Here is a 12627-nt window from a genome sequence, read left to right as displayed (position 1 = left end):
GATGCCCGCAGACACCCCCTACCGGCCGGTGGGCCAGTGGCCGGCGAAGACGGCGATGAGGCTGTGCGGGGCGTCGTCGTCGAAGCACAGCTCGTGGTTCCGGGCGGCCTCGGCGGCGGCAGCGGCGCTCCGGGGGAAGAGGGCTTCCTCGTACGCGGTGAGCGCGGCCTCGATGTCGTCCGGGTGCGCGGCGATGGCGCTGCCGAGCTCGGCGCCGTCGTACATGGCGAGGTTGGCGCCCTCGCCGGCGAACGGTGACATGAGGTGGGCGGCGTCACCGAGCAGGGTGACACCCGGCACGCGGTCCCACCGGTGTCCGATCGGCAGGGCGTTGACGGTCCGCGGAACCGGAGCGGTCTCGCCGTCCGTGATGAGCGCGGTGAGTTCCGGGGCCCAGCCGTCGAACTCCTCGGCGACGCGGGCCGTGGCCGCGTCCGCGCGGGTGAAGTCGATGGCGGCGAGCCACTCCTGCGGCTTGTTGAGCGCCACGTAGGTGTGCAGGACGCCGCCCGGCTCCCGGTGGGCGAGGATCCCCTTCCCGGGCGCGAGCGCGAAGAGCGATCCGCCGCCGACCGCCCGTGCACTGGCCGGGTGACGGGCGTCGCCGTCGAACAGGTACGTCTCGACGAAGGAGATGCCGACGTACTCGGGCTTCGCGCCCGACAGCAGGGGGCGGATCCGTGACCAGGCCCCGTCCGCGCCGACCAGCAGGTTCGTCGTCACGGTCGCGCCGTCCGCGAACGCCACCTCGTGCCGGCCGTCACCGAGCGCGCGGACGGCGGTGGCCTTGTGCCCCCACTTGATCGTGCCGGCCGGCAGCGAGTCGAGCAGGATGCGGCGCAGATCGCCGCGGTGGACCTCCGGACGCCCACCGGTGCCGTCGTCGGGCTGGTCGAGGAGGACGGCACCGTCCTTGTCGAGCACGCGCGACGCTTCGCCGCCTTCGTGGACGAGGCCGAGGAAATCCTCGTACAGGCCCGCGGCCTTGAGGGCGAGCTGCCCGTTGTAGTCGTGGATGTCGAGCATGCCGCCCTGGGTGCGGGCGGTCGGCGAGTCCTCGGCCTCGTAGATCGTCGCCGGGATGCCGTGGACGTGGAGGACGCGGGCGAGGGTCAGCCCGCCGAGCCCGGCGCCGATGATCGTGACATCAGTGGTCATGGGGATTCCTTGCCTGTCGCCGCTCTGGAATGTCGTTCCATCCCTCAGACTGGAGCGGCGTTCCAGAGATGTCAAGCTGGAACGGGATTCCAGGGCTGTGCCAGGATGGACGCATGGCAACACGGACGCGTCGTGCGGAGCGACGAGGGGAGCCGCTCTCCCGGGAGCGCATCGTCGAGGCGGCGATCGGGATTCTCGACACGGCGGGTGATGCCGGACTCACGTTCCGTGTGCTGGCCGAGCGCCTCGCCACCGGGCCCGGCGCGATCTACTGGCACGTCTCGGGCAAGGATGAGCTCCTGAGCGCCGCCACCGAGGCCGTCGTCGCCGACACCATGACCGACGTCCGTGCCGATGCGACGCCGCAGGAGGCGATCCGTGACCTCGCGCTCGGCGTGTTCGACGCGATCGACGCCCACCCGTGGATCGGCACCCAACTCGCCCGCTCCCCGGGGCAGTCTCCGATGCTGCGGGTCTTCGAACACCTCGGGCGCCAGGTCCGAGCGCTCGGAGTGCCGCGCAACGCCCAGTTCACCGCCGCGTCCGCGCTGCTGAACTACATCCTCGGAGTGGGCGGACAGAACGCGGCCAACGCCCATGGGCAGGAGTCGGAGGAGAACCGGACCGAGTTCCTCAACACTGTCGCCCACACCTGGGCGAACCTCGATCCCGACGAGTACGCGTTCACCCGTGACGTCGCGGAGCAACTGCGCGACCACGACGACCGCATCGAGTTCCTCGCCGGAATCGACATCATCCTCACCGGGATCGCCGCGTCGAAACCCCTCTGACCCGACTGACCCGACTGACCCGACTGACCCGACTGACCCGGCGAGCCGCTCGCTGCCGCTACCGGGCCCGGGCGGCGACACCGCCGCGGGATGGCGTGGGCACGGCGCCCTCGTCTTCCGCTTCCACCCCACGAACGGGGCCACCGGCGTGCATCAGAGGTCGATCGAGCGGTACTCGTCCAGCACGGCGAAGCCGGTGCTGTCGTACAGGCTCATCGCGACCTCGTTCCCGCCGAACACGTTGAACATCATCACCTCGTCGCCGCCGTGCCGCGTGGCCCACTCGCCGACCGTCATCGCGGCCCGGCCGTACCCCTTGCCCCGGTGCTCCTGGTGCACCTCCAGCGAGAAGCCGAAGGTCACGCCCGGCAGGAAGCCGTGGTTGACCCAGCCGGTGCCGACCACCCGGCCTTCGGCCTCCATCGCGTAGAAGCCGTGCTCCGGGGTCAGGTACCCCTGCGGGAGGTGACGGGCGAAGTCCTGGTCGGACTTCTCCTTGGCCTGCTCCGGAGTCAGCGCTCCGGCCCGGACGATGTCCGCGATGTACGAGGCCTCCTCGGCGGTATACCAGGCCGGGTACTCCTCCTCCGTGAGCGGGCGGACCGTCAGGCCCGGAGGCAGCTCGGGCCGCTCGGCCGCGGCACGCATCCGGTTCTGTCCCCGTACGGGATAGTCGGCGAACGCTCCCCCTCCCGCGCCGCCGGTGAGCCGGACCGCCACCCGCTGCGCGCCGTGCCCGGCGCACCACCGCTCGGCCCACGCGCGACCCTGGGCCACCGTCAGGTCGTGGATCCGGCCCACGACCGCCCCGTTCTCCTCCGTCAGCCCGACCGCGATCCATCCGGTGCCGTCCGTGGCCACCGTCCACTCCTCGATCCCCTCCACCGCCCGCTCCAGCAGGGCCCGGGCCAGTGGCTCCGAGCACCCCGCGGCCCGGTACCCGGCCAGCACCCGCTCCTCGAACCCGCCCCGCCACTCGGCCTGACCGGCCACGATCGCCATGTCGTCCATCCACCCACCCTAGGCGGGTGGCAGGTCCTCGTCTCGGCCTCGGCCGCCCCGCGCGCGCACCTCTGAGCACGAGTCAGCCGTCGGGTGCGGGTGTATGTGTTTCGTTGTGGCTGGATATGATCGGCGCCTGTCGCTCGCGCGATCCTGCCCCGCCGCATCCCGAGGACCGATGTCTCCCATACCCGAAGGCACCCCAGGGCCGTCGACGGCCCGAAGACGGCGCACCGTGCGCCTCCGTACGCTGCTCATCTGGCTCGCGGTCGTCCCCACCGTGGCCATGGGCACGCAGGTGGCGGTGACCGCCGAACGGCTGCTGGTACAGGCCGACCACCTGCGCGACGACCTGGCGGCGAGCAAGCGGATCGGCGAGCCGCTGTTCCGGCTCATGGCCGAGCTGCAGGCCGAACGCAAGATGACCGCCGCACGGTGGGCGGGGACCCCCGTCCGTGACGCCGATCTGCGCGACCGCAGGGCGGCCACCGACCGGGCCGTGGCCGAATTCCGGCGCCTCGCGGCCGATTCCGGCGGCCGGCCGGAGACCGCGCAGGCCGCGGAACACGTCCAGGACGTCAAGACCCGCCTCGACCAGCTGACCGCCTTCCGCTCGCGCGCGGACGCCCGTACCGGCGTCGCCGCGCAGACGATGGCGTACTACAACGAGGTCATCGACGGGATCACAGGTCTCTACCAGGGGGCGTTCAGCCACACCGATGACGCCGCTCTCGTCGAGGAGAGCCGCCCGGTCGTCGCCATGATCTCGGCTTCCGAGATGCTGGCCCGCCAGGACACGATCCTCACGCTGGCGGGGCCCTCCAGGGAGCTGACGCCCGCCGCCTTCGGTGAGTTCCTCGACGACGCCGGGGCGCACCGGCACCTGTACGACACGTGGATCGTGCCGTACCTGCCGCCCGCGGAGAAGCGGACGTACGAGCGGATCACCGGCTCGGACGCCTGGAAGACGAAGCTGCGCGTCGAGAACGCGATCGTCGCCCAGCACAAGATCACCGATTCCGGGATGAAGCTGCCGGCCGATGTCAACGACTGGCCGGCGGCGCACCAGGTGTTCGCGGCGCAGCTGGTCGAACTCGGCAACCAGCGCTCGCGCGACCTGCTGGCCCACGCCGACGCGAACGCCGCCGAGCTGGAGAGCGACGTCTACTGGCTGGTCGGCGGAAGCGCCGGCGCACTGTTGCTGGTCGTGGCCGTCGTCGTGGTCACCACCCGCTCGGTGCTGCGCCGCCTGCGTCGGCTGCACGAGCGCACCGTGGCCGTCGCCGAGCAGACCCTGCCGGACGTCGTGGCCCGGCTGCACCGCGGCCAGCCCGTCGACGACGCCGCGCTGCCGGCGGTCCGAGGGGACCAGGACGAGGTCGGGCGGATCAACGACGCGTTCGCCCGGGTCGTCGCCGTGTCCGTCGACGGACACCGGCAGCTCGCGGCCGAGCGGCACGGCTTCGGCATGTTCGCCTCCGGCATCGCCTCGCGCACCGGGAACCTGGTCAGCCGCCAGCTGAGCCTCACCGAGGAGATCCAGGACACCTTCGGCCACGACGAGGCGCTGCTCGCCGAGCTGATGAGGTCCGACCAGCTGACCGTCGGCATGCGGCGGCAGGTCGAGAACCTGCTCATCCTGTCCGGCGGCGAGGTCCCCGACCCGCACACCGAGCCGATGCGGGTCGCCGACCTGCTGCGCGAGGCCGCGGCGGAGGTCGAGGACTTCCGGCGGATCGAACGGCACGCGCTGGACGAGGCGAGCGTCGAACCGAGCGTGATCAGCCAGATCAGCCACCTGCTGGCCGAGCTGCTGGACAACGCCACCCGGTTCTCCCCGCCCAGGTCGAAGGTGGTCATCCGGGCCGAAGCGGTCGCGGACGGGCTGTCGGTGGAGATCGAGGACCGGGGGCCGCGGGTGGGCGTGTCCGGCTACGAGGAGATGAACCGGCGCCTGCACTCCGCCCCGCCCTACTCCGAACTCGCCGAGAACGCGCACCGGCTGGGCCTTTTCGTGGTCGGTCACCTGGCCGACCAGCTGGGGGCCAAGGTCACGCTGAGGCGTTCGGTGTACGGGGGGACCTCGGCGGTCGTCGTGCTGCCGAGCGACCTGCTGGCGCGGCCCGCCGCCCCGGCCGGGCCCCTCGCCCCCGCGTCCGCCGCAGCAGTGTCCGTTCCGGCCCCCGCGCCCGTCCCCGTACGGCGGGCAGCGGCCGAGCCGGTACCGCGGCCGGACGCCGTCGAGCGGCCGGAGCCGACCCCGGCGCCGGCGCGGCGTACGCCCGTGCTCCGGCCCGTGACCGGGGACGGCGGCGCCCGCCCCGCCCTCCCGGAGCGCGTCCCGCAGACCCACATGACCAGGCAACTCCGCGCCCCGCGCGTGCCGGAGCCGGAGCCGGGCCTTGGCCCGGACACCCCCGAGGAGGTCGCCGACGCGTGGGCGGACTATGAAGAGGGGACGCAGAAGGTGGAAGCCGAGCTCAGACAGGAACAGGATCAGCGATGACGACGACCCCCAACTCCGCGACGTCCGGCACTTCGGCGGCGAACGACGCGATCTTCAGCGTCCTGGACAGCCATCTGAGCCGGATCGCCGGCATCCAGGGAGCCGTACTCCTGTCCAACGACGGGATCCCGCTCACCGCCTACCTCCTCGACCGGGACCAGTCGGAGCGCATGGCGGCCGCGGCCTCCGGGATCGCCGCCACCATGAAGGCGATCTCCCGGGAGATAGACGGCGGCCGCGTGATCCGCCAACTGGTCGAGATGGACGACCGGTACCTCTGCGTGGTCGGGTGCGGGGAGGGCAGCACGCTCCTCGTGGTGACCTCCCGCAAGGCCCGCCTCGGTGAGCTGGGCGGCGAGGCCGTGCGTACCGCCCAGGCGCTCGGCGAATGGCTGGGCACCCCCGACCGTTCGTCGGCGCCGAAGCCGTAATGCCCGAGCCCGAGATGCCGGAGCCCGAGATGCCGGAGCCCGAGCGGTCCGAGCCCGAGCGGTCCGAATCCGAGGTGTCCGAGCACGAGATGGCCGAGGCGTCCGAAGCGTCCGAAGCATCCGAGGTGTCCGAGCCGGGGGAGCCGCAGCGCGGCGGCCGCCGCCGGACCCGGCTGTACGCGTTGACGGACGGCCGGACCGCCGCGCCGCACACGGTGCTCACCATGGACACCACGATCACGGCGGCCGTCGGCCCCGACGCCCAAGGCGGCCTGCCCACCGAGTGGCAGGCCGTCCTCGCCATGTGCGCCCCGCCGGGCGGGCTGGCGGTCGCCGAGATCGCGGCGCGGATGCGGATCCGGCTCACGCCGATGACGCTGCTGCTCGGAGAACTCGCGGACCGCGGGCTGATCCACCACCAGCCGCCCTTGCAGGGGGCGGAGACCACCAACGTCCACATGCTCATGAGAATCAGGGACAACCTTGCCCGGATATGATGGATATGACCCGTCTGTCGCCCCTGCCGGACAGGTGTCGCCTGTCAAGATCCTCGTCGCGGGAGGCTTCGGCGTCGGCAAGACGACCCTGGTCGAGACGATCTCCGAGATCGAGCCGCTGCGTACGGAGGAGCGGCTGACCGCGGCCGGAGTGGGCGTCGACGACCTCGACGGAATCGAGTCCAAAGCGGTCACCACCGTGGCGATGGACTTCGGCCGGCTCACCCTCACCGACGCGGGGGTCGTCCTCTACCTCTTCGGCACTCCGGGCCAGGAGCGTTTCTGGTTCATGTGGGACGACCTGCTGGCCGGCGCCCTCGGCGCGCTCGTCCTCGTCGACACGCGGCGCCTGGACCGGAGTTTCCCGGCCATCGACTTCTTCGAGAGCCGCGGGCTGCCGTTCGTGGTGGGCGCGAACTGCTTCCACGGCGAACAGCCTTACACCGCCGAGGAGATCGCCGCCGCGCTGCACCTGCGCGACCCGGACACGCCCGTCCTCCTGCTCGACGCGCGCGCCCGCACCGACGTCCGCGACGCGCTCCTCGCCCTGCTCGACCTGCTGATCAGTTCGGCGGACGCGGCGTAGCGAGGGGGGCGTCGCGGCGTACGGGCCGTTCCTCAGGAATCCCCGTCACCGGCGGGCTGGGGCGGCGCGGCGGGCGCGGTTGCGGCTGCCGGAGGTCCGGCGGCGGCCGGGGCGGCGGCGGCGAGTTCGGCGAGGAGCGCCTCGGCGAGGCCCTCGCGGCGCATCCGCTGGTCGACGTAGAGCATGGCGCTCGCGAGCTGGCTGAAGCCGATCTGGAAGGTCTGGCCGGCGGCGCCGCCGAAGAACAGGAGCAGGAAGGCGAACACCAGGGCGGTGATGGCTCCCGCCGAAGGGGCGCCGCCCTCGGGTATCGCCTGAAGGGCGGGCATCATCGCGAACGTGCCGATGAGGTTGAAGGGCAGTTGGATCGCGTACGCGATCGCCCCCGCCAGCATGACGGCGACCAAGGTGTAGCCGAAGATCCGCCACCAGTCGCCCCGGACCAGTGCCGCCGAGCGCCGCAGCCCGGTGACCGGACCCGCGCCTTCGAGGACCACGACGGCCGAGGTCAGGCCGAACCGGATGTTGAGCCAGACGGCCAGCGGCACGGCGGCCAGCATCAGCAGCGGGAGGAAACCGAGCAGCGCGAGGGCGCCGTCCCTGGACCCGGCGGAGACCACCAGCGGCACCCACACCGCCAGGACGACGAACACCGGGGAACCGGCGATCAGGATGCTGAGGAACAGCGCGCCGGCCACCGCGGGCGCCCGCCGGACCGAGGTCCGCCACAGCGCGCGGAAGGTGGTGGGGCGGCCCATCACGGCTTCCCTGAGGACCGCCGGACAGAGCGCGGCGATGACCGACATTGCCATCAGGCCGATGGCGAAGAGCAGGAGGAACACCGCGATGGCGGCGACGACCAGCGGCACGATGTGCTCGGCCGGCGGTTCCTCGCCGAACGGCGGATCGAAGACGGGCTCGAAGTGGTCGTGGACCGCGGCCACGGCGACGCCCACCACGACGGCCATGACCGCCAGGGCCATGGCCTGCACGGCCAGCACCACACCGGCGAGCGTCTTCCAGTGGCCGCGGATGGTCGCGAACGATCCGCTGATGATGTCCCCGAGGGCCAGCGGACGCAGGGGTATCACCCCCGGCTGAGGTGCCGCCGGTGGCCAGACCCCCCACTGGGGGGCGCCACCCCAACCGCCCCCGTGCGCTCCCGGCCAGCTGTTCTGCGTCATGCACATGCTCCGTATGTCGTCCCCCTGTGGGACGCACAACATAACCCAGCTGGTCAGGGACATGGCAGGCCGGTCGCTGTCGGGCCCGCGGACGTCCCTACTGGAACGGTACGTTGACGCAGGCGAGCCGTGCTCCGGCCGTGCCGGCCGTGCCGGTTCCCCCGTGGGTGGCGTGCTCGTGGATCACCACGGAGCGGGCCTGACCGGTGCGGATCCGCCAGTCCACGGTGGATGCCGAGGCGCCGTCGCCGTGGTGGTCGGTGGTGATGTCGAGCCACACCTCGTTGTGGGGAGCGGCGTACGCGGGGTTCGTCGAGGGCTGCTCGGGGTCCACGGCGTTCTGGTAGTGGGGCCCGGAGTCGTTCGGCGTGCTGCCGCAGGGCTTCTGATGCACATGGGCGCCGAACGTCCGGTTCGCTTCCACACCGTGGAGCCGCAGCTCCACGTGGGTGTCGTCGCCGACCCGCTCGGTGACCGTGACCCTGCCACCGACCGGTACCGCCGTGGCGTCGAAGGTGACCGCCTGGTGCGCGGGCCGGCCCCCGGCCGCCCGGAAGGTCTCCTCGATCGTCACGTCCTGGCCGGCGACCGCGCCCAGGGGCAGGACGACGGCCAGGGAGGCGGTGAGCGCCGAAACGAGGAAGGACACCTTCCGCTCCTCTCGCCACGGTGTGCCGGATGGCCGGGCCACAGCCCGGCGGGTGCTTCCGGGGACCATGTTCGCGCACCGGGCGGCCTGGCGCGGGGCGCCCCGAGGGTGTCGCCCCGCCTTTCCATCGTCTGCGTCAGTTCCGGGCCCGCCGCGGGTCAGACGGCTGCGAGAGGTGCGTGTCGTTCGCTGAGCCGGCGTACGGCCCGGGCGACGCGGGGGTCGGTCGCGGTGCGGAAGGGGGCGACCGGGGTCGCCCGGGCGCCGATGACGAGACCGGTCCGGCCGGTGAGCGTGTCGTCGGTGGCGGCGACGATGGAGGGCCTGGCCGCGACGGAGGCGGGGCCGGAGGTCGAGCGCGCGAACTTGCGGCGTACCAGGGGCCACAGGAGGCGCAGGGCGGGGGCGACGATCTTCGGGTCGGTCATGGTGCCGTTGGTCATGTCGGTGGCGGCGCCTCCGGGGTCGGCGGCGAAGACGGATACGCCGGTGCCGTCCAGCCGCGCGGCCAGGTCGAGGGTGTGGGCGAGATGGGCCAGTTTGGCGCGGCCGTACCAGTGGAAGCCGTAGTAGCCGCCGGGCGGCTCGACGTTGTCGAACACCCGCTTGGCGGCCCCGACCGCGCCCGAGGTGACGTTCACGATCCTGCTCGGTGCGCCGGCCGTCAGGGTGGGCAGCAGCAGTTCGGTGAGCAGGTAGGGGGAGAGGTGGTTGACGACGAACGATGCCTCCACTCCGCCCAGGTCCTGCCGGTCGGCGAACATCGCGCCGACGTTGTTGACCAGTACGTTCAGCGGTTCGCCCGAGGCGGCGTGCCCGGAGGCGATCCGCTCGGCGAGGGCGCGTACTTCGTCGAGGGAGGCGAGGTCGGCGGCCAGGAACCGGGCCGGGTGCGCCGGGCCCGTCGCGTCGATGCGCTCGACCGCGAGGGCGCCCCGGTCCGGGTTGCGTCCGACCACGGTGACCGCGTAGCCGGCGGCGGCCAGCCCCAACGCCGTCTCCAGGCCGATGCCGGCGGTCCCGGCCGTGACCACGGCAGTCTTCTTCATGGCTCGTCCACCCCACGCAGGAATTCGGAATGCGGATAGGTCATCCGCTTGCGGCGACCGTAGCACACATGCGGATGATGTATCCGTTTGAACTTGCGGCCATGATGGATACCGGTGATCCACGGCGCCCCAGGCGGCCTCGGGCCGACGCGAAGGGACTGCGATGCGACACGCCACGGGCGATCACACGCCCGGGACCAGCGGCTACGACGCCGAGCTGCAGCGGCACAACGAGGTGCTGCGCCGGGCGGCCGGCGTCCGGCTCCACGACCACGTCCTCGACATCGGCTGCGGCACCGGGCAGACCACCCGCCAGGCCGCGCGCAGGGCCCGGGCGGGCAGCGTGCTCGGGGTCGACGTCTCGGAACCCGCGCTCGGGCGCGCCCGCGAGCTGGCCCGGGCCGAAGGGCTGCGCAACGTCACGTTCGAGCAGGCCGACGCCCAGGCCCACCGCTTCCAGCAGGAGCGGTTCGACCTCGTGATCAGCCGGTTCGGCACCATGTTCTTCGACGATCCCGTCGCCGCGTTCGCCAACATCGGGCGGGCGCTGCGCCCGGCCGGGCGCCTGGTGATGATGGTCTGGCAGGCCCGGGAGCGCAACGCATGGGACGTCGCCATCCGCCGGTCCCTCGGAGGGGCCCACGGGCCGGCGGCCGGTGCCTCCGAGGGGCCTGATCCGTTCTCGCTGGGCGACCCGCCGGCCGTCCAGGAGATCCTGCGGGCCTCAGGGTTCGCCGACGTCGCGTTCACCGGCGTCCACGAACGGGTCTACTACGGTCCGGACGTGGCCACGGCCCTCGCATGGGTCCGCGGTTTCACGTGCACCGGCGCGCTCCTGAAGGGGCTGGATCCGGCCGGCGCACCACGCGCCGTCGAGAAGCTGCGCGCGGTGCTCGCCGCGCATCTGGGCGACGACGGCGTCTGGTTCGACTCCCGAGCCTGGATCATCACCGCTCGCCGCGCCGCGACGGAGCGAGGCGTGGCGGGTTGAGGCGTCATGGGCCGCGGCCCCGGTCGGACGACGGCGCGGGGTGTTCAGTGGAGGGTGCGGAGGGTGCGGAGGGCGGGGATCACATCGCGGGTCTCGTCCACCTCGATGCCCGTGGTGCGGCGGGCGAGCGGCTCCGGGGGCGTCTCGTCCGCGCAGACGGTGCCCCGTGCGGGGAGGGCGAGGGTGGCGAGGTAATCCGTGGCCAGAGCGCTGACGCATGCGCTCCGGTTGTAGGCGGTGTGCCCCTCACCGGCGAACGTCAGCAGCCGTCCGCCGTCCAGCGTCCCCGCGAGGGCCACCGCGTCCTGGTACGGGGTGTCCGGATCCCCGGTCGTGCCGAGGACCAGGATCGGGGCCGAACCGGCCGCCCGGTAGGAGCCCTCGTACCGGCTCGGGCGCTCGGCCGGCCACTGGGCACAGGTGGGCGCGTGGTTGTGGTCGTACGTGGGCGGCCCGAGGCCGATGGGGGGTCCCAGCAGCGGAGCGGTGGCGACGTGGGCGCTGACCATCGTGCCCAGCAGCAGGCGGCTGGTCGGGTAGACGCGGTCGGCGCACTCGACGGCCATGTTGACGTTGAGGAAGTCGAACGACGCGGGGGAGGGCGGAGACAACAGGAAGGAACTCTGGCGGGCCTGGGCCGCCCGCAGGGCCTGTCCCAGGTAGGGCCATGTCTCCTGGCCCGAGTTGATGTTGAACATCAGGCGGTAGGCGAGGGTGTAGCCGGAGGCCGGCCGTCCGCTCGCGGTGATGACGGGGTCGGCGTCCAGCGACCGCTTGAGCTCCTCGAAGGCCTGCCGCGGCCGGCCCTCTCCGAATCCGCAGGCGGCGGCATTGCGCGCGCACCAGTCAAGGAACCGGCCGACCGCCGTGTCCAGGGCGACGAACTGCCCGGCGTCGTAGGAGTACGGCACCTCGGCGTAGCGCCGCGGATCGTAGGCACCGTCGAGGACCATGGCGCGGACGCGCCGCGGGAACTGCGCGGCGTAGACGGTGCCGACGTAGCTGCCGAAGGAACGGCCGTAGAAGGAGAGCCGCTCCTCACCGAGGGCCTGGCGCAGCAGGTCGATGTCCTTGGCGTTCGACCCGGTGCCGATGAACGGCACGAGGTCCGCCGAGCGTTCCCGGCAGGCGTCGGCGAACGCGCGGCCCTGGCGGATGGCGGTGTGCAGGGCTCCCGGGCCGGGTACGCCGCGCGCGGTGTCGACGGCGGCGGAGTACTCCGTGTCGTTCCAGCACTCCACCTGACCGCTGCGTCTCACACCGCGCATGTCGTACCCGACGACGTCGAAGGCGTCGCGCAGGGAGGCGGGGAGCGCGTCGTAGCTGTCACGGGCGAAGTCCACACCGGAGTTGCCGGGTCCGCCGGGGTGCAGCAGCAGGACACCGGTGCGGTGCGCCGGGTCGGCCGCGAGCCGTCGGGTGACCGCGAGCGGGATCGAACGCCCGGTGGGCTCACGGTAGTCCAGGGGCACCTGGGCGGTCGCGCACTCGAAGCCGTTGCCAGGGTCGTCCGCGTTCTTCGCGCCCGCCGCCTCCGCTCCGTCGCAGGGGCCCCAGGACAGGACGGGAACGGGCGGGACGGTGAGGGGTTTCGCCGTGGCGGCCCCGGGCGCGCCCCCGAGGAGCGCGGTGACGGCGATCAGGACGAGGGCTGTCCCCCACACCGCCCGCTTGCGAGGGTCATCGGCCCAACGGGTCTGCATCTGCGGTCCTCCGTCATCGGCGGCGTTGCGCAACGGCGACAACGTAGCTCCTGCCCGCTGTCCCTGTCGGCCCGTATGCC

The 12627-nt window shown here is 72.6% G+C and carries 12 protein-coding genes; 6 read left to right on the top strand and 6 right to left on the bottom strand.

The annotated features are described in order from the left end of the window. Positions 1-18: 18 nt before the first annotated feature. Positions 19-1158: an FAD-dependent oxidoreductase gene (locus tag ADK52_RS37625; protein ID WP_053694331.1), complete on the bottom strand. Its 1140-nt coding sequence runs from the start codon at positions 1156-1158 to the stop codon at positions 19-21. Between the two features lie 113 nt (positions 1159-1271). On the opposite strand from ADK52_RS37625, the gene ADK52_RS37620 reads away from it, so the two are divergent. Further along, complete coding sequence (locus ADK52_RS37620) at positions 1272-1949, top strand: TetR/AcrR family transcriptional regulator (RefSeq protein WP_053694330.1); 678 nt, start codon at positions 1272-1274, stop codon at positions 1947-1949. A 153-nt stretch (positions 1950-2102) separates the two neighbouring features. On the opposite strand, the gene ADK52_RS37615 is transcribed toward ADK52_RS37620, so the two are convergent. Beyond that, entirely contained in the window at positions 2103-2960 is an 858-nt protein-coding gene (locus tag ADK52_RS37615) for a GNAT family N-acetyltransferase (RefSeq protein WP_053694329.1), read from the bottom strand. A 226-nt stretch (positions 2961-3186) separates the two neighbouring features. Between ADK52_RS37615 and ADK52_RS37610 the strand changes: the two genes are divergently transcribed. Genes ADK52_RS37610 through ADK52_RS37595 form a run of 4 tightly spaced genes read left to right on the top strand, consistent with a single transcriptional unit; the run spans position 3187 to position 6971 of the window. Then, a complete protein-coding gene (locus ADK52_RS37610; protein WP_234344423.1) occupies positions 3187-5457 on the top strand; it encodes a sensor histidine kinase in 2271 nt (756 codons plus the stop codon). Then, complete coding sequence (locus tag ADK52_RS37605; RefSeq protein WP_053694327.1) at positions 5454-5888, top strand: roadblock/LC7 domain-containing protein; 435 nt, start codon at positions 5454-5456, stop codon at positions 5886-5888. The genes ADK52_RS37610 and ADK52_RS37605 overlap by 4 nt, the downstream gene beginning before the upstream one ends. Next, the gene (locus tag ADK52_RS37600) at positions 5888-6385 is read left to right on the top strand and encodes a DUF742 domain-containing protein (protein WP_234344422.1); all 498 of its coding nucleotides are present in this window, start codon (positions 5888-5890) and stop codon (positions 6383-6385) included. The genes ADK52_RS37605 and ADK52_RS37600 overlap by 1 nt, the downstream gene beginning before the upstream one ends. Positions 6386-6419: 34 nt before the next feature. Further along, positions 6420-6971, top strand: a complete 552-nt coding sequence (locus ADK52_RS37595; RefSeq protein ID WP_053694326.1) for a GTP-binding protein — start codon at positions 6420-6422, stop codon at positions 6969-6971. A gap of 32 nt (positions 6972-7003) precedes the next feature. Here ADK52_RS37595 and ADK52_RS37590 read toward each other — a convergent pair whose 3' ends face one another. The 3 genes from ADK52_RS37590 to ADK52_RS37580 all read right to left on the bottom strand — a co-directional run bounded on the left by ADK52_RS37590 (position 7004) and on the right by ADK52_RS37580 (position 9853). Then, positions 7004-8062 (bottom strand): hypothetical protein, encoded by a 1059-nt coding sequence (locus ADK52_RS37590; RefSeq protein ID WP_053694325.1) that lies wholly within the window; start codon positions 8060-8062, stop codon positions 7004-7006. Positions 8063-8252: 190 nt separating this feature from the next. After that, complete coding sequence (locus ADK52_RS37585; protein ID WP_234344421.1) at positions 8253-8804, bottom strand: superoxide dismutase family protein; 552 nt, start codon at positions 8802-8804, stop codon at positions 8253-8255. A gap of 158 nt (positions 8805-8962) precedes the next feature. Then, complete coding sequence (locus ADK52_RS37580) at positions 8963-9853, bottom strand: SDR family NAD(P)-dependent oxidoreductase (RefSeq protein WP_053694324.1); 891 nt, start codon at positions 9851-9853, stop codon at positions 8963-8965. 163 nt (positions 9854-10016) lie between these two features. Between ADK52_RS37580 and ADK52_RS37575 the strand changes: the two genes are divergently transcribed. Beyond that, positions 10017-10844: a class I SAM-dependent methyltransferase gene (locus tag ADK52_RS37575; protein WP_053694323.1), complete on the top strand. Its 828-nt coding sequence runs from the start codon at positions 10017-10019 to the stop codon at positions 10842-10844. Between the two features lie 44 nt (positions 10845-10888). Here ADK52_RS37575 and ADK52_RS37570 read toward each other — a convergent pair whose 3' ends face one another. Continuing rightward, entirely contained in the window at positions 10889-12547 is a 1659-nt protein-coding gene (locus ADK52_RS37570) for an alpha/beta hydrolase (protein WP_234344420.1), read from the bottom strand. Positions 12548-12627 lie beyond the last annotated feature (80 nt).

This window comes from Streptomyces sp. WM6372, assembly GCF_001279655.1.
Taxonomy (GTDB): domain Bacteria; phylum Actinomycetota; class Actinomycetes; order Streptomycetales; family Streptomycetaceae; genus Streptomyces.
Note: the sequence above shows the minus strand (reverse complement) of the source record. Positions and strands in the feature narration are given on the sequence as shown.